General features: G+C 37.2%; 13 protein-coding genes. 9 read left to right on the top strand and 4 right to left on the bottom strand.

All coding sequences use genetic code 11. The features are described 5' to 3' along the window. Positions 1-356 precede the first annotated feature (356 nt). The 3 genes from ADICYQ_RS21155 to ADICYQ_RS26315 all read left to right on the top strand — a co-directional run bounded on the left by ADICYQ_RS21155 (position 357) and on the right by ADICYQ_RS26315 (position 4,116). Complete coding sequence (locus ADICYQ_RS21155; protein WP_235114832.1) at positions 357-1,955, top strand: MutS-related protein; 1,599 nt, start codon at positions 357-359, stop codon at positions 1,953-1,955. Between the two features lie 371 nt (positions 1,956-2,326). Next, positions 2,327-3,736: a histidine kinase dimerization/phospho-acceptor domain-containing protein gene (locus tag ADICYQ_RS26320; RefSeq protein WP_051160315.1), complete on the top strand. Its 1,410-nt coding sequence runs from the start codon at positions 2,327-2,329 to the stop codon at positions 3,734-3,736. A 26-nt stretch (positions 3,737-3,762) separates the two neighbouring features. Next, on the top strand, positions 3,763-4,116 hold the full coding sequence (locus ADICYQ_RS26315) for a sensor histidine kinase (protein ID WP_020893378.1): 354 nt from the start codon (positions 3,763-3,765) through the stop codon (positions 4,114-4,116). Positions 4,117-4,485: 369 nt separating this feature from the next. Here ADICYQ_RS26315 and ADICYQ_RS21145 read toward each other — a convergent pair whose 3' ends face one another. From ADICYQ_RS21145 to mnmA, 3 genes are read right to left on the bottom strand one after another with little or no spacing between them, the layout of a single operon-like run. Further along, a complete protein-coding gene (locus ADICYQ_RS21145; protein ID WP_040417423.1) occupies positions 4,486-5,982 on the bottom strand; it encodes a M28 family peptidase in 1,497 nt (498 codons plus the stop codon). Between the two features lie 28 nt (positions 5,983-6,010). Then, positions 6,011-6,742, bottom strand: a complete 732-nt coding sequence (locus ADICYQ_RS21140; protein ID WP_020893376.1) for a pseudouridine synthase — start codon at positions 6,740-6,742, stop codon at positions 6,011-6,013. Position 6,743: 1 nt separating this feature from the next. Next, complete coding sequence (mnmA, locus tag ADICYQ_RS21135) at positions 6,744-7,973, bottom strand: tRNA 2-thiouridine(34) synthase MnmA (RefSeq protein WP_020893375.1); 1,230 nt, start codon at positions 7,971-7,973, stop codon at positions 6,744-6,746. 104 nt (positions 7,974-8,077) lie between these two features. On the opposite strand from mnmA, the gene gnd reads away from it, so the two are divergent. The 6 genes from gnd to ADICYQ_RS21105 all read left to right on the top strand — a co-directional run bounded on the left by gnd (position 8,078) and on the right by ADICYQ_RS21105 (position 17,031). Next, positions 8,078-9,976 (top strand): NADP-dependent phosphogluconate dehydrogenase, encoded by a 1,899-nt coding sequence (gene gnd, locus ADICYQ_RS21130; RefSeq protein WP_020893374.1) that lies wholly within the window; start codon positions 8,078-8,080, stop codon positions 9,974-9,976. A 514-nt stretch (positions 9,977-10,490) separates the two neighbouring features. Next, positions 10,491-10,952: a GbsR/MarR family transcriptional regulator gene (locus ADICYQ_RS21125; RefSeq protein ID WP_020893373.1), complete on the top strand. Its 462-nt coding sequence runs from the start codon at positions 10,491-10,493 to the stop codon at positions 10,950-10,952. Positions 10,953-11,025: 73 nt separating this feature from the next. Next, complete coding sequence (locus tag ADICYQ_RS21120) at positions 11,026-12,387, top strand: TolC family protein (protein WP_020893372.1); 1,362 nt, start codon at positions 11,026-11,028, stop codon at positions 12,385-12,387. Between the two features lie 37 nt (positions 12,388-12,424). Continuing rightward, complete coding sequence (locus ADICYQ_RS21115; protein WP_020893371.1) at positions 12,425-13,474, top strand: efflux RND transporter periplasmic adaptor subunit; 1,050 nt, start codon at positions 12,425-12,427, stop codon at positions 13,472-13,474. 7 nt (positions 13,475-13,481) lie between these two features. Beyond that, a complete protein-coding gene (locus ADICYQ_RS21110) occupies positions 13,482-16,637 on the top strand; it encodes an efflux RND transporter permease subunit (RefSeq protein ID WP_040417422.1) in 3,156 nt (1,051 codons plus the stop codon). Between the two features lie 154 nt (positions 16,638-16,791). After that, entirely contained in the window at positions 16,792-17,031 is a 240-nt protein-coding gene (locus ADICYQ_RS21105) for an acyl carrier protein (RefSeq protein ID WP_020893369.1), read from the top strand. Between the two features lie 429 nt (positions 17,032-17,460). Here ADICYQ_RS21105 and ADICYQ_RS21100 read toward each other — a convergent pair whose 3' ends face one another. Next, a complete protein-coding gene (locus ADICYQ_RS21100) occupies positions 17,461-18,621 on the bottom strand; it encodes a sulfatase family protein (RefSeq protein ID WP_020893367.1) in 1,161 nt (386 codons plus the stop codon). Positions 18,622-18,632 lie beyond the last annotated feature (11 nt).

Genomic DNA, 18,632 nt, shown 5'->3' with positions numbered 1-18,632 from the left:
ATTTTTATTGAATAGTTTTTAGGTCTTTGGTAAGGTGAGTTACTTGTACCTTGAACATAATTGAAGCTCATAAAACATATAAATTTTAACTTACTTTGAATTGACAGCCATTGAAAATTTACAGTGACAATATCAAAACATGTGATGATAATTTACTTAAGATTAGTAAGTTATTGAACAAAGTATCCCTTATTAGATTACTTGTTTTTTTAATTTCAAGTAGCATCCTTGTATTCTTTTTTATTAACAATTTCTTCATTCCATTTTTAATTGTTATACCTATTTCAGCACTGTGTTTTGCTTTGGTTATCAGGTATCAAAACAAGATCGATTACCTGCAAAAGCATACCTCATTCTTGAAAAAAATAAATGAATCCGAAATTCTCAGAGAGAAGTGTATCCTGGATGAATTTGATACCGGACAAAGATTTATTAATCAAAATCACCCTTATACCTCCGATTTAGATGTTTTTGGGGAGCATTCCATTTTTCAATTGATCAATAGAACCACCACAGAATCTGGTAGGATTCTCTTGGCAGAATGGTTATCTGAACCTGCTCCTAACAATGAAATAAAGGATAGGCAAAAAGCCATAAAGGAATTGTCTCAAAAATTAGATTGGAGGCAAGACCTGCAGGCGGCAGGTATGTGTTTTCAGAATAATGAAAATAATTATTTCAAATTATTAGATTGGGTAAAAAAACCAGCTGTTTTATTAAAACATAGCCAAGTATATTTAGCAGTGGCCATCACCTTTCCGATGCTATTGATCCTGAATGTTTATTTGTTAATGAAACATCCCATATTACCCTATGGATATGTCTATTTATCCTTCATTATATTGATTTTTTCTGCTAATTATTTGATTTTAAGGAAAGTAAAGCCCTTGATTGTGGATATTGTTATTACTTCAACAGAAAATCTTAAAACTTTAAAAAGTTATCGGGCTCTTATTAATAAGATTGAAAGTCAAAATTTTAGTTTTGAGAAATTAACCAGGTTACAATCGGTACTTATTAAAGGTAAGTTTTCAGCAAGCCAGGAAATTAACAGGTTATGTGATTTGCTGGATTTTGCCCTTAACAAGCCGATTAAAAAGATTCCCATAGGTTCAAATCTCTTTTACCCTCTGTTAAATAGCTTTCTACTATTTGATATTTATTTGATTATCGGGACAGAAAAATGGAAATTAAAGAACAAAGCCTTTTTGAAATCATGGGCTGATGTAGTAAGCGAGTTTGAAGTCATGAATAGTTTCGCAGGTTTTTACTATTCAAATCCAACCTATACCTTTCCGGAAATTACCGAAAAGGACAATTTTGTACATTTCGAATCCCTAGGTCATCCATTAATAATTTCCAATAAACGAGTCCAAAATGATTTCAACTCTGAGGCGCCAGGTAAGATTATTATGATTACAGGTTCTAATATGGGAGGGAAGAGTACTTTTCTCAGAACTGTTGGCCTAAACCTGGTTTTGGCCTTAGCGGGTGCACCATGTTGTGCAAAAAATGGACAGGTTACTAACCTGAAAGTCTATACAAGTATGCGAACCCACGATAATTTAATGCAAGGTGTCTCCTCTTTTTATGCAGAATTAAATAGAATCGAAAAACTGCTGAAGCTGATAGAAGGTAATCAGAACATATATTTCCTTTTGGATGAAATGTTTAAAGGAACAAACTCAGAAGATAGGTATAAAGGAGGTTTTTCACTGATTAATCAACTAAGTAATCTCAAAACATCAGGAATTATTGCAACACATGATATTGAGCTTGCAAAGCTATCAGGGAATATAAAGTTGGTTTCAAATTTTAGTTTTAATAGTGAAATCAAAGGAAATGAAATGATTTTCAGCTATAAACTAGATCCAAAAATTTGTAGTGACTTTAATGCAAGTGAACTTATGAAAAAAAGTGGTATCAATATTCTATCAAACATTCCAAAGTCCTAATTTAACCGTTCGGAATTTTGGTCACTGATGGCAATAAACCTCAATAAAATACAGAAAAATGTTGCTCATCTTTAAAGAGGTAAATTAATGATAAAACCTGAACTTTTATCGTTCCATAATACTTATATTGCAGACCGAATAATAAAGATTATTTTTTCCCGGAACAGCCTATTTTAATATTGTTACTTTTAGTTTGTTTTCAGATTTATCACCCATCGCAATCCAAATTAATTGTTTTAACCTTCTTGCTTCTAGATCATTAGTCGCATTTAAAAATGTTATTGAATTAATATCAAAATTTGATTTTAGTATTTTAAGGTAGGTGCCAATATCCTCCTATAAATTTGATTTCGAGTTAATTAAAATTTTTTATGAAAAAATTATTGTCACTAAAAAAACATGAGTATTTGTTATTAACAATCTCATTTTTGATTGCTACTGTTTTGGTTGTTTTTAGCTTAAAAGAATTGAAGAGTTTCAATATTAAAACGGTTGAAACATCTCTTGTTACGGTAAATAAATCTTCTCATGAAGCCCTAAAGCAATGGGTTCGTTTTAGGCAAAATACCATTAAAGGATTATCGAAAAATAATTTTTTGGTACAGAATACTTCCGAAATTCTTTTGCTTGAACAAGATTCAGCTTCTTTGATTTCTTCTCCAATCACTTCAGATTTGCGAGAGTTTTTCCAACCAATTTTAAGTACAAATGAAGATTTGGGTGTTTTTCTTATTGCTCCAAACTATGTAAGTGTTTTTTCGATGCGAAATGCCAATACTGGCAGTTTGAATTTAATGGCTAAGGAAAATAAATATTTACTCGATAAAGTATTGCTTGATGGTGAAACAGTATTGATTCCCCCTATTAAATCTGATGTCGCCTTGGATAGCAAATACAGTGATGAGAAGTGGCATACCATGTTTTTAGTAACGCCTATAATTAATCAGGGTAATATAATTGCCGCATTTTCTATTCGGTTGGATACTAAAAAAGATTTCTCCAGAATATTGGAATTGGGTAGGATAGGAGAGACCGGAGAATCCTATGGCTTTAACAGATTTGGGAAAACGGTTACAACCAGTCGTTTTGAGGAACAATTGAATCATACGGAGGATTTAGAAGATGTCAAGGCTGACTCATCTAAATCAGGTTTTACTCATGATTTGGAATTGTGTAAGGGCTATGCTTTAAATGAAATTAAAGACCAAAGAGGAAAGGATGTTTATGAGGTTTGCATTTGGGATGATGAATTGAATATTGGTATTACTACAAAAATTGACAGAGCAGAGGCATTAAAAGGCTACCTTTTTATGCGTAATATTCTAATATTCATAATTTTAGCTTTGTTTACAGTTGGGTTTATAATGATAAATATCATTATAAATTTGAGACAGAATAAAGAAAATGTGTTGGTAAGTGTGAAAAATGACCTGGAGATTACGGTTAAAGAAAGAACCAAAGAATTACAGCACACTATTAAAACCAAGGATAAATTTTTCTCCATTTTGGCACATGATTTACGCAGTCCATTTTCAGGCTTATTGGTGCTTTTAGACTTATTGTTGAAAAATCCAGAGCATTTTTCAGAAACTGAAAAAACCAACATGTTACAGGAGATTCACAACTCTAGTTCTCAACTCTATAAACTGTTAGAGAATTTATTGAGCTGGTCACGGTCTCAGACGGAAGCTATAGTACTTAACCCTGAGAATGTTTCGGTTTGGGACCTTATAGACGTAAATTATAGCCTACAAACACAAAATGCAAAAAGTAAAAAATAGCCCTTATAAATGAAATTGGTAAGGACTTGTTCGTATTTGCCGATAGAAATTCTATCGATACAGTTTTTAGAAACTTAATTTCTAATGCGATTAAGTTTACAAACCCAGGAGGAACAGTAAAAATAAAATCCTCTCCAAATAATAAAATGGTTAAGGTATTTGTTCAAGACAATGGTGTTGGTATTCCCAAAGAGAACCTAAGTAAAATATTTAAAATTGAGGAGAAAATCTCTACTAAGGGAACCAATGATGAAAATGGGACAGGATTGGGATTGGCGCTTTGTAAGGAATTTATTGAATTGAACGGAGGTAAAATTTATGTTGAAAATAATACCACAATAGGTACTGTTTTCACCGTTGAACTACCTAATGTTGGATAACATCGTTGTGCTTTGTCAATATAAAGGCATTAAACAAAAATGATCATTGCCTTGATTCATTTTTTTAGTTCAAGGCAATTATTTTAAACATTTTGGTTCCTCTAATCATTTATGGTTTTAAGTTGATGGTGATGGTCAAATTCGATGAATTCCAAAAATCGTAAAGGCTGAAATCATGGTAGACTTGGCTGTAAGTCTTTTTTAAAGCAAATCTGACAAAGTGTCGAGGTCGAAATGTCTTTATTTCTGGGATAAATTCCAGGAATAAAATTTATCCAATACCTTCAAATAAATAAGCCCTACTTTGTGAAAAATAGGGCTTATGACGGAATATTTATTGCTGCAATACAGCCTTTTTATTTTCTATCATTAATAGCTGTTTCCATACAATGCTTTGGCTGCATTTTCATATTTGTCACCTTCGACCCATAGTGGCCTCTTGGGATCATTTGCAATTTTTTCAGCAGATAGTATATAGGATTTCCAGTACTTCAGTGCATAATCCAAATCAAAATTGTCTACCTGATCAGTAACCTGATGGTAATACTTTCCTATTTCTTCGTCAAAGGCTGTAAAGCCCAAACTGAAAGTGGGTGCTGGAATGCCTTTTTTGGCAAAACTAACATTGTCAGATCTATCGTATAATCCTTGTTCAGGAGCAGGGTCAGCAATTGCTTTCAAGCCAAAATCCTCCGCAGCGGCAGAAATATGATGGTCTACAGAGGATCTACCCATTCCAATTATTGTTACCAGACTCGTGTCATTGTAGCCTCCATTGTCAATGTTCAGGTTGAAAACAATTTGCTTTAACGGTAAAGGAGGATTATCTGAAAAATAGGAGGATCCAAGCAATCCTTTTTCTTCAGCCGTCCAGGCACAAAGCAAGATCGACCTTTTAGGAGGGTTTTCACCAAAATAATTGGCTGCCTGAATCAATGCCGCAGTACCTACAGCATTGTCTCTCGCGCCATTGTAGATGGAATCCCCTTCAGCATTGGGTTGGCCTATTCCCAAATGATCGTAATGCGCAGAAAGCATCACATATTCATCTTTTAAATTAGGGTCTGTTCCTTCTATGATGGCTACCACATTTCTACCCTTAATCTTTCTATTCGTTTTTCCCTTGATCTCCACTTCCATAGCATTTTTGCCATTGGCAATGGATTTGATCATGGTACCTTTCAGGTCTTTTACCCATAAGTATGGAAAGGAACTGTTACCTTCAGGATCAATGTCTATGCTTAATTGAGGCTTATTGAGGAAATTCACCAACATTCGCCAAGGCGTGGTAGGTACATTGTACATTTCAATCAACCCTATTGCACCTTTGGATTGGGCAATTGCAAGTTTTTCCCTTCCAGCCTCAAAAAGCGCTGGAGGACTTAGCCTGTTTGGTGCGCCAACCCTGGCCACAACCCACTTGTCTTTTACATCTTTCCCCTCGTAATCTTCCTCAAAACCATAACCAACCACTACCATGTCATATTCCCCGGAAATATCAGCTCCACCTAATATCAACAGGTCTTCGCCATGGTTTAGCTTGCTACCTTTCCACTTCACAGTGCCAACGGTAGGAGGTGTTGAATTTACAAAGGGAACATATTGATAATAGCCATTTAAATTATTGATGGGGGTCGCACCATATCGCTCAAATTCATTCGCAATATAAAAGGCAGCAATGTCAATTTCTGGACGGACAGGATCTCTACCTTTCAGCTCATCTGAGGCTAAGAATTTAAAATGAGAAAGGGCCTCTGCTCTTCCCAATACCTTATCGATGTTCTCTTTTTGTGCAATTCCCTGCGTACTCATAAGAGTAAACACCATTAGGACAACTACAGTAGGTAAATGTTTTAGGTTTATCATATGTATTAATTGCTTGTTTTTGGATTATTTACAATTTAAGTGATTGATCCATTATTTCGGCTCCAGACAAATTAAGATCATTCATGGTTTTTTTGAAATGCTCTGGAATGTCAGCATTAATAGTTATTGCCTGATTGGAAAAGGGTTGGGTAAAATTCAATTCCCAAGCATGCAGCATCATATTGGCAAGACGAAATTGAGAAGCAAAAAAATTATTTTGCTTATTGTCACCATGGGTCGTATCACCGATAATATAATGTCTTAAATGAGCAAAATGCCTACGTATTTGATGCATTCTGCCTGTATGTGGATATACTTTGACCAAAGAATACCTGCTGGTAGCGTACCTGTCTGAAGAGACGTAAGGCACCTCAGTACTCTCCAGGGACCAGTATTCAGTACGGGCCTCTTGCATTAAAGACTTCATGTCTTTTGCCAAAGGATGGTCAATTATGCCATGTGCCTCTGGAAGGTACCCCCTGACAACGGACAGGTAATATTTTTTAATGGAGTTATCAAAGAATTGAGGTTGAAGCATTGAAGCTGCTTTGGAACGCTTTCCAAAAAGTAAAACACCAGTAGTTGGACGGTCAATTCTATGCATAGGATAAACCTTATAGCCAACTTGTTCTTCCAGTATTTGCACGGCAAATAAGGCCTCAGGATCCTTCTCAAGAGGTGTCTTATGTACCAATACCCCAGCAGGCTTATTGATGGCTATGTATTCATCGTCTTCGAAAATAATAGGGAGTTGATTCATATTAAAAAATTACGCCCGATCCTATGCTTTCCTCGCCTTCATACCAGGCCACAAATTGTCCAGAGGCAATGCCTTTTTGAGCATCGTCAAACAACACGTACAAGCCATCTTCTCTCATAAGTAAAGTAGCTTGTGACAAGGGTTGACGGTACCTTATTCTGGCCAGGTATTTAGCTGATTCACCTACTTTTAAGGTTTTATCAGGTCTTAGCCAATGGATGTCTTCATTTTTCACATGTAAACCATACCGTAAAAGGCCTGGATGGTCTTCACCCAAACCTGTATAAATAATGTTTTCGCTAGTGTCCGTGGCGATAATAAACAATGGTTTACCGGTTCCCCCAACATTCAAGCCCTTCCGCTGCCCAATAGTAAAGTAATGTGCGCCGTTGTGCTCACCTACCTTTTCTCCCATGTCTTTATTATAGCTTAATGGCCAACAAATTTCTTCCAATTGTTCCTTGTCAAGATCTTCCATCTCAATGCCGGCAGGAATACCATGATTGGCAAAGATTGGGGCATCAGCAGGTACGGACAATATATTGCCTTTTTTAGGCTTAAGTTGTTGTTGTAGAAAATCTGGCAGCTTTACCTTTCCAATAAAGCACAAGCCTTGGCTGTCCTTTTTTTCTGCCGTGATCAATTCCTGTTCTTTGGCAATTACCCTGACCTCCGATTTTTGCAGATGGCCAATCGGAAACAAAGCTTTGCTTAATTGCTCTTGGTTAAGTTGACATAAAAAATAACTCTGGTCTTTATTGGCATCTGCACCGGCAAGTAGCCTGAACATAGGTTTGCCATCAACAATGAGTTCGTCTTTTTGACAGTAATGTCCGGTGGCAACAAAATCAGCTTTAAGCTTCATCGCGGCCTTTAAGAAAATATCGAATTTTATTTCCCTGTTACAAAGTATGTCTGGATTCGGGGTTCTTCCAGCCTTGTATTCGGCAAACATGTATTCAACAATTCTTGTTTTATAGTCTTCACTTAAGTCAATGGCCTGAAAGGGTATACCCAATTTTTGGGCAACCAGCATGGCATCGGTACTGTCCTCTACCCAGGGGCATTCGTTGGATATCGTAACCGATTCGTCATGCCAATTCTTCATAAACATGCCTATCACCTCATACCCCTGCTCTTTCAATAAGTAGGCGGTAACAGAGCTATCAACACCTCCTGAGAGACCTACTACTACTCTTTTCTTACGTTGAGTCATATTCTGTTTTTCCATGAACGCAAATTCCGTCTATAACATCCAACAATATTGATATGGTTCAATTAACAAAATTAGCCATTTAAAATGGTTTGATCCGGCTGAATTTCATATTTTCGTTTATGATTATAATTGTTTACGGGGTTACGGGTTGTGGAAAAAGTACTATTGGCCAATTATTGGCAAATAAAATGGGAGTTCCATTTTTAGATGCAGATGATTTCCATCCCAAAGCCAATAAAACCAAAATGAATGCTGGGACGCCTTTAGAAGATGAAGACAGGATTCCATGGCTGAACAATGTGGCTGAAAAGCTGAAAGTTTGCTCCAAAGAAAATGGGGCAGTTTTGGCTTGTTCCGCTTTAAATGAAAAATACCGGAACATTCTTAAAGTAGTGCCAAATATAGAATGGGTACTTTTGGATGGGAGTAAATCTTTGGTAGAGGAACGCCTGGATGCAAGGGTAGGGCACTTTATGAATCCTGCCTTATTGACCTCTCAAATGGAAGCATTGGAAATTCCTGAATATGGGTGGAAAATAACCATTGACAATACCCCCGAAATAATTGTTGAAAACATAATAAAAAACATCAAAGAAATGGAAAATCAGGCTGATTTTGGAGTAATTGGAATGGGTGTAATGGGGAAGAGTCTCGCCCTGAACTTAGCTGACAAAGGAGTTAGCCTTTCCATCTATAATAGGTATGTCGAAGGGAAGGAAGTACGTGTGGCCGAAAAAGTATTAGAAGAAAACCCTGGCTACAACAATATCCAACCGTTTGAAAATATACAATCCTTTGTTGCTTCCCTTTCTTCACCAAAATCAATATTATTGATGATTCCAGCAGGCAATGCGGTGGATCTTCAGATCAATGAACTTATCCCGCTATTGAATCCTGGAGATATCCTTGTAGATGGAGGAAATTCATTCTATAAAGACACCAATGCAAGAGCGGAATTATTGAAAGAGAAAGGCATTCTATTTGTAGGAACCGGAGTATCAGGAGGGGAAGAAGGAGCGAGAAGAGGTCCATCAATCATGCCTGGAGGTGACAAGGATGGTTTTTCTAAGATTGCACCTTACCTTGAAGTGATAGCTGCCAAAGACTTTCAAGGCAAACCCTGCGTAACTTATGCAGGACCAGGAGGAGCAGGGCACTTTGTAAAAATGGTGCACAACAGCATAGAATATGGGGAAATGCAGGCCATTTCTGAAGTGTATTACCTGATGCGAAACTACCTGGACCTTTCTTCGCTAGAAATTGCGGACATTTTTGAAAAATGGATGGACAGTGACCTTGCCAGTTATTTATTGGAGATCACCATAGACATTCTTAGAAAATACGAGGATGGGGAACCTTTGATAGACAAAATCCTGGACCAGGCAGCTCAAAAAGGTACAGGAGGCTGGTCGGTAAATACCGCGTTGGAATACGGAGTACCTTATGGCGTGCTTTCTGAAGCAGTAATGGCCAGAAATCTTTCCGCAAGAAAAGGACTTCGAATGATCGCTTCAGGCTTGTATAACCTTGATAGGTTTACTGGCATTGAAGATTTGGAGAATTTTCTAGACAAGCTACAAGCTGCTTACCAAGCGACAAGAATTATCAACCATGAAGTAGGTTTTTCCCTAATGCTGGAAGTTTCAGAAAAGAACAATTGGGCACTTAACTTCTCTGAAATCGCTAGAATATGGACAAATGGCTGTATTATCAGGTCTAAACTGATGGAAGAATTGGTAGATATTTTTAAGGAAAGCAACCATATTTTGCTCAACTATGAAGCGATCACCGCTTTAAAAAGTTACCAAGGAGATTTATCCTATGTAGTAGGCCAAGCCTTGCAAAATGGATTTCCGGTGCCAGTTTTATCCAATGCGATTAACTATTTCTTAGGGGTAACTACTGCCAATTCCGCTGCTAGCCTGATTCAGGCACAAAGGGATTATTTTGGTGCTCACACCTATAGAAGGAATGATGGAGATCCGGATAAAGCATTTCATACCAATTGGAAAGAATAATTGATTAGGTATGTTGGGCTAAAACGGTCCACAACAATCACATGTATAATTTCAGGTGGGTTGCTTTTTGCATCTTTAACAGAACCAATAAGTTCATAATAGCCCTAAAAACGATTGATTAGAAGAATAATATTTTAAAGTTAATTTCAGTTAAAGATAAAAAGAGATTTGAAATAAAGTTAATTGGACCATATTGCTTGCCAATTCATTAGATCATCTATAACGATTAACTTTTTGTAGGAGTGGTATGACTAATTTAATAAGCAATTATTGAGGGCAGAAAAATAAGACTATAATTCATTTATGAGGATAGCTTCTGTAGGAAAAACCCAAATCTTAGTGAATGTATGATCTTCTCATTCTATTTTCTACAATAAAAACTGATTTTAAAGCGCATTGAGGCAGGTAATCAGAAAAAAATGGAATTTTAATAAATATTTGGTTCATAAAATTATGAACCAACAAAACCCTTTGTATCTTTGTGGCGTTAATAGACTAAAATAATTTAAAGAATATGACACTAACCGCAGATCAACAACAGATTATTGAAAGGATTGGTGTTTTCTTTGAGACCAAAGGAAATCAGCCAATTCTAGGTAGAATCATTGGTTTATTGATGGTGGCAGATGATGCTGAAGCTACCTTTGAAGACATTCAAAAATGCTTGTTCGTAAGTAAAAGTGCAGTAAGTCAAGCGCTTACTTTATTGCAAAGTCAAAATAAAGTTGAATACATTACCAAGCCTGGTGAACGTAAGCGTTATTTCAGGTTAAAAATTAGAAATTGGAAAGTTGACATTCAAGATGACCTTAGAAAAGTCTTTAAATTCAATGAAATTATTGAAGAGATTATTTCATTAAGAGGTAATAAAAATGAAGAGTTTAATTCTTATTTAAAAGAAGTATCAAATTTCATGCAATTCATGGAAGCTGAATTGCCTAAGTTGATTGAAAAATACAAGAAACAAATCGAGTGATTTTTTTTGGTTTATTTGGTTCACTAATTACAGAACATACTACACATTACTACTTATAATACAATTAAATAAAATGAAAAAACAAAATTGGATACCCCTACTATTAATGCTCTTATTTGGAGGGATGGTTCGTGCTCAAGGAACAGGGGTGGATGGATTTACTTTGAAGGAATGCATAGAACTGGGATTGAAAAACAACGCAGAAATAAAGAAATCAATCTTAGAAGAACAGGAAGCTGAATACCTAAGAAAAGAAATTATAGGTTCAGGATTGCCTCAATTAGAGGCTTATGGTAACTATAACAATTTTATTGATGTATATCCACAAGCGATTCCCGGAGGAATATTGGATCCCAATTCTGATCCAAACGGGGTTGATGTAATTGCTTTTGGTGTACCTCAAAGTTTAAAAGGTGGGTTTAAGCTAAATCAACTGGTTTTCAGTCAGTCCTATTTAATTGGATTAAAAGCTGCCAAAACTTCAGAAGAATTTTACCAACTGGTGACAAACATGACCTCTGAAGACATCATTTATGACATCGCACTGAATTATTATGGAGTGATTGCTACGGAACTTCAAATGTTAAACCTTGAAGCCAACCACGACAAACTTGTGAAATTAGAAGGCATCATCAAATCTCAATATGAAAATGATCTTGCCAGGAAAGTAGATTATAATCGTGTAAAAGTGAACCTAACAAGTTTAGAAACTGAAATAGATAATCTAGAGACGCTAATTGAACAAAGAAGTAATTACCTAAAGTTAGTTATGGGGATTCCAGTAACTACTGAATTGGAACTTGCAGCCTATGATTTTGATGAAAAGACCAGTTCCGAACAAGTTCTGGTTTCGGATCCGGATTTAGGGGGTCGCTATGATCTTCAAGTTTTAGACAAACAACAAGAACTGCAATCACTCAATATAAAGAATATAAAATCAGGCTATTATCCCACGATTGCTGCCTTTGCTGATTTGAATTACAATGCTTTTTCAAACTCTTTTGATTTTTTATCGAGTAGTCACCAATGGTATAGGGGCTCTTTGGTTGGCATACAATTAAACATTCCAATTTTTGATGGAAATCAACGGAAGTATAAAGTTGCTCAAGCCAAGGTACAAAGTGAAAAATTAAGACATGATCAGTATTTAGCAGAGCAAAACGCGCAAGCGGCCTACTTAAATGCCTTCAAGAAAATGAAGAATAGTCTGAAAAGTCTGGAAGCACAACAATCAAATTTGGTGCTTTCTGAGACAATATTTGATGAAACCAGTCAGCTGTACCGAGAAGGACTTTCTCCATTAACAGATGTCTTGGACTCAGAAACTTCCTTAAGAGAAGCACGTGCTGCCTATTTTAATCAGATAATCAATGTTAAAACTGCTGAAGCGGACCTTTATCAATCAACAGGTCAGATAGAAAAAATTGCGCAATAAAATAATACAGAACTTAGAGATATTGTCTTAAATAATTATGAAAAAATTAATCACACCCTTGGTTATAGTGTTTTTAGCTGCAGTTATTGGCTTTACACTTTTCAATAACAAACAAGAAATGGGAGTCAAAGCTGAGCAAGCGATGAAAACCAGTGAATACATTCCTGTGAGAACCCAAGTGGTCGCTAAAACGTCAAATTCACTTTCGTTTATGACCAATGGTTCTTTTATTCCAAGTCAAGAGCTAATACTTAAATCCGAAGGGAATGGTAAGGTTGTTAGGATTTTGAAGGACAAAGGAGATTATGTCAAAAAAGGAGATGTAATTGCCAGGTTGGATGATGAGATTTTACAAGCAGAACTTTCAATTGCTGAAACAATATTCAGCCAATATACCCGTGACCTGGGCAGGTATGAAAACCTAGCCGGAACTGAGGCCATTACCGAAAAGCAACTTGAAGAAATTCAGAATGCACATACAATGGGCGCTTCAGAGATCAAAATGATCAAAAGAAGATTGTCCAATACAGTAATAACCGCCCCCATCTCAGGATATATCAATGAGGATTTTATTGAAATAGGTACGCTATTGAATCCTGGAATGGATGTAGTAGAAATAGTAAATGTGAACCCTTTGAAATTGGTAGTGCAGGTAGCAGAAATGGAGATTGCCAATATTAAGGTAGGGGATGAAGTTCAGGTAAAAGTAGGAGTGATCCCTGACCAACAATTTAGTGGTAAAGTATCCTTCACAAGCAGTAAAGGAGATGCCTCTTTAAAGTATCAGGTTGAAATTGAGTTGAAAGAAACTTCTGAAAAAATCAAGCCAGGTATGTTCGCTTATGCCACCTTTGATTACCCTGCCCAGGATGCTATTTTAATAGAAAGAACCTCTTTAGTGAGGGGAGTTAAAAACCCTGAAGTCTATACTTTAGAAAATGGAAAAGCTGTTTTGAAAAAGATCAAAATATCCCAGTTAGGTGATAATAAATTGATGCTTTTAGACGGCTTGAATATTGGTGAAAAGGTAATTACTTCTGGTTTGATCAACCTTAAGGATGGAATGGCTGTAACCGAACTACAATAGAAAAGCGATGCAAATTACAAAAATATCGATTCAAAGGTCCACCATTGTGGTGGTACTGTTTACCATATTGACTTCGTTGGGGATATTTTCCTACAGTCAAATGTCGTATGAGCTTTTACCCAAGTTTAGTTCAAATATAGTCACTGTATCCACACTATATCCAGGATCAGCACCTTCCGAGGTAGAAAATTCCGTCACCCGTAAACTGGAAGATGCACTGGCATCCCTGGAAGGGCTTGATGTCATGAAATCTACTTCGCTGGAAAGCTTTTCAATCATCACCATTGAACTCAAAGATGAGGTGGATGTGGACATTGTCTTGCAGGATGCACAACGTAAAATTGACGCCATACTGGGAGACCTTCCAGAAGATGCCGATCCTCCTTCATTGGGTAAGTTTAGTTTGGATGATATGCCCATTATGCAATTGGGTGCTTATTCGAATTTGAATGCTACAGAATTTTATGATCTGATGGATCAGCGTATTCAGCCCACATTGGCTCAAATAGATGGGGTGGCTCAGGTGAACTTATTGGGTGGAACTGAAAGAGAAATAAAAGTTAACCTAAACCAAAATAAGCTTGAAGCCTTGGGGATTTCCCCACTTCAGGTCAATCAGGCCATCGCATCTGAAAACCTGGATTTCCCTACTGGTAAACTGAAAAATGATGATGAACAAATCCTGATTCGTTTGGCAGGCAAATTTCGGTCAGTTGAAGAAATCAATGATCTGGTGGTTGCCCAAAATGGTCAATCCACCATTAGGATTAAGGATTTGGCTGAGGTAGTGGATTCTAAGAAAGATGATGAAGTTCTGAGTAGACTAAATGGCAATGCCGCCATAGGGATTTCTATTCAAAAGCAATCCGATGCGAATGCAGTAGATGTTGCGAAAGACATTACTTCGGCTCTTTCAGGACTGGAAAAAACCTATGGAGGAAATGATCTTAGATTTGAGGTTTCACAGGACAGTTCAACTTTTACACTGGATGCAGCGAATGCTGTTATTCATGATTTGATTATTGCAGTCGTTCTGGTGGCTATTATTATGTTGTTGTTTTTACATAGTATCAGAAATGCGGTAATTGTAATGATAGCCGTGCCTGCATCTATTGTGGCAACCTTTACAGTTATGTATTTGGCAGGGTTTACGCTAAACCTGATGAGCTTACTTGCACTTTCACTTGTAGTAGGTATTTTGGTGGATGATGCCATTGTGGTGATTGAAAATATCTACCGACACATGGAAAAAGGCAAGACCGCCGTACAGGCATCCTATGACGGGATCCGTGAAATTGGTGGTACAGTGCTATCCATTACGCTTGTAATCGTTGTGGTATTTGTTCCATTGTCAATGACGGGTGGTTTAATTGCTGGTATATTAACCCAATTCAGTATCACAGTTGCAGTGGCTACCTTGATCAGTTTATTGGTTGCTTTTACCTTAATACCATTACTTACATCAAGGTTTTCAAAATTAGAACACATTAATCCAAAGAGTATTTTTGGAAAAATAATCAATGGTTTTGAAAAGATATTGGACAATATAGTAGACTGGTTAACAGGTATTCTTAAATGGGCTTTTAATAATAAAGCAATCACTTTGATAGCTACTCTTGCCCTATTTATTTCTTCCTTTATGCTTGTAAGTAAAGGTTTTATCGGAAGTGAATTTATTGGGCAGGGAGATAAAGGGGAATTTATTGTTAGAATAGAACTTCCTAAATCTTCTACTTTAGAAGAAACCAATTTCACTACGATGGAAGTGGAACATTTCTTAAGACAATACCCAGAAATCACCGGAGTTTTTACCTCTGTTGGCCAGACTACGGGAGGATTTTCAGGTGCTACATCCACACCTTATGCTGCTGAACTCACCATTAAAATGGTTCCTTCAGAACAGAGAAACAAGACAGCTCCTGAGTTTTCTCGAGAGGTGGAGATCGCCTTGGAAGAAAACATCGTTGGTGCTGAATTTACTGCAGTGCCTATTGCCATCACAGGTACTGCGAGTGATGCTCCAATACAGATTTTACTTTCTGGTCCTGATTTGGCTACATTAAAATCCTTTTCAAATGAGGTAATGGCAGAAGTCATACAAGTTCCTGGTACTAGAAAAGTAGAAACTTCTCTGGAAGATGGAAATCCTGAGATAAGTGTTGAAGTGGACCGGGCCAAAATGGCAGATCTGGGTTTGGATATGGCCTTAGTTGGCGGTACCATGCAGGTCGCTTTCAATGGGAATACAGACACCAAATATAGAGATGGGGATTTTGAGTATGATATTAATATCAGGCTCGATGAATTTGATAGAAAAGCGGTCACTGACATTGAAAATTTAACCTTTGTGAACAAGAGGGGCGAGGCAATCTTGCTAAAACAATTTGCTACAGCAACCCCTTCGGAAGGACCAAGCAAACTTACACGACAAAATCGGATTACTTCAGTATCTGTTAATTCTCAGGTTTCCGGACGTCCTACGGGTACAGTAGGGGCAGAAATACAAGCCCGAATTGCAACCCTTGACTTGCCAAGTGAAGTAACCATTGCCTATGAGGGAGACCTTAAAATGCAGGAAGAAGGCTTTGGGAGTTTGGGAATTGCCTTAATGGCCTCCATTCTATTGATTTATTTGATTATGGTCGCTTTGTATGACAATTACGTATATCCTTTGGTAGTGATGTTTTCCTTACCCTTGGCCATCATTGGTGCCTTACTGGCTTTGGCCATGTCAGGATCTTCTCTAAGTATATTTAGTATTCTTGGATTGATTATGCTAATGGGCTTGGTAGCCAAAAATGCGATTTTGTTGGTGGATTTTGCCAACCAGTTAAAAGCTGCAGGAGTGGAAGTTAAGGCAGCCTTGGTCAAAGCGGTGGAGATAAGGTTTCGACCGATCTTGATGACTACGCTTGCCATGGTTTTTGGTATGATGCCGATTGCCCTTGCTTCGGGAGCAGGCGCTGAATGGAAAAATGGTTTGGCTTGGGCCCTTATCGGTGGCTTGATTTCTTCAATGTTTCTAACGATGGTTATTGTACCAGTGATATACTATGTATTTGACCGGATACTGGCCAGGTTTGGTAAGGATAAGAAGAAGGAAATAGTGATAGAAGAGACAGAACTGTCTGAAGCTGAATCAGAAGTTGCAGAATATGTCTAGTTGAGGTTATAATAAGATATAGGAGTAGGCAGTGTAGGATACCAATTACTGCCTACTATCCTTATTCTTTAATTTATAAAATAATACATAGTTGTAACCGTTTAAACATGAGTAGCTTGTGGCTTTCGTGAACCGGGAATTTAAATCGTTAGAAATGAATAATTATACTAGATTAAAAGCGATTGTTGAAGTGTTTGGCCAATATGGCATTGCTCCAGTGGCTAAAGTCAGACAGGCTGATTTTGTGAAAGACCTTGGTTTTGACAAGGTGTTTTTAAATGGGTTGATCTTTGACGTAGAGAATGTGCTACATATGGAGTTGGACGATGAAATTGTTCAATCATTAAGAAGACCTGAGGATTTGATCCAATATTTTCTTCAGCACCAAAATTAAGGTTTCTATTGTAGATCAGGTAATGCGATAAGGTGCATGGTTGCCTTTACCAGCATTTCTTACGAATTACATTAAATAGGCACAGAAAAAGCAGATCAGTAAATCCTTCTTTTAAGGAGGGAATGGGGATTATATCACCAACAATGCCGATATCAATTCGTATTCTTTAATCAAACTCAGGTTAAAAAGACAGTCAATAGCCATCCTTGTGCTTAATAGGATGGCCATTGACTGTTTACAGGCCAATCTTTTGGTTGGATAAGAAAACAATAGCTTAAAAAGAAAAGGATCAGCTGTCCATTTTCTTTAAAACCTTTTCAAAACGCTTAATAACTTTTAGTGAATTTTTATCGAGATCTGATTTTTTCACTGGATTTTTTTCATACAAATCCTCCTTCAATAGATAGATTTCTCCATTTTTGTAAAGCTTTAAATCGGTATTGTGAACAAATGTTTTTGGTGCAAATTTCCCCCAATTTGGAGCGTAATGGCAAAAGACCCACTCCCTTTTATTTTAGGGTTTTCATTCCCCATGAGTTGTGGATAAAAGCTTATTCCATCCGTAAATACGGCATCACTGTCCGCATCAGCTCCTGAAGCCTCCAATAAGGTAGGGACAAAATCAGTGAAATCTATGAGGTTTTGATTGACGCTTCCTGCCTTAATTTTACCTGGCCAATAAGCGATCATGGGAACATGCGTACCCAAATCATTTGTATACCCTTTGTTTCCTTGCAATAACACACCATTTACAGTTGAGGTCACGTCTCGATCCGTGCCATTGTCACCAATAAAGAGGATCAGGGTATTTTCAGCTATCCCAAGATCATTTACCTTCTGAATGATGCGCCCTACCAAATGGTCCATATGCTCCACCATATCAGGAAATAATTCAGGTTCATTTAAGCGGGTTTTTGGATCATAATCCGAAAAGGCCGTTGAACTTGGAATGGGCTCAAAAGGATCATGTGTCAAAACCATTGGGAAATAGGCAAAGAATGGTTTGGTAGTATTTTTTTCCATAAAGCTCTCCAGGTAATCTACAAAAAGATCCGGGCCATATTTTCCCTCGAACAGTTCTATGCCCGTCTCCCTGCTATCCAATAGGGGATCTTTATACCTGGAGCCAAGTTCCTTAACTTGCCATAATCTATAATTATCGAAACCTGCCTCAAGTGGCAAACTTCCCCCTTGACCAGCAGCCAATTCTCTTTGTTTCGCATTCCCATACAGTTGCCATTTCCCTACGATGCAGGTAGCATAGCCCTCTTCTTTTAAAAGATGGCCAAAAGTAGTTTCCTTAGGATCAAGGATTCCAAAACCCCGGTAATTTCTAAAATTATATTTCCCGGTCATTAACTGTACCCTTGAAGGTGTACACAAAGGCATAGAATGGGTGTTTTCAAACTTCATACCTCCGGCAATCATCTCATCCAGGTGGGGCGTTTGGTTATAGTCATTCCCATAAGCTGCCAAAGCTTCATAACCCAAATCATCAGCCATTATCAATATGATATTGGGCTGATCCTGAGAAATAACTCCTTGAAAAGACAGGAAGTAAAGGCATAAAATTAAGAAAGTATATTTCATATTAAATGAGA

Origin of the sequence: Cyclobacterium qasimii M12-11B, assembly GCF_000427295.1 — a bacterium.
Classification (GTDB): Bacteria; Bacteroidota; Bacteroidia; order Cytophagales; family Cyclobacteriaceae; genus Cyclobacterium; species Cyclobacterium qasimii.
This window is presented reverse-complemented; position numbering and strand designations above follow the sequence as displayed.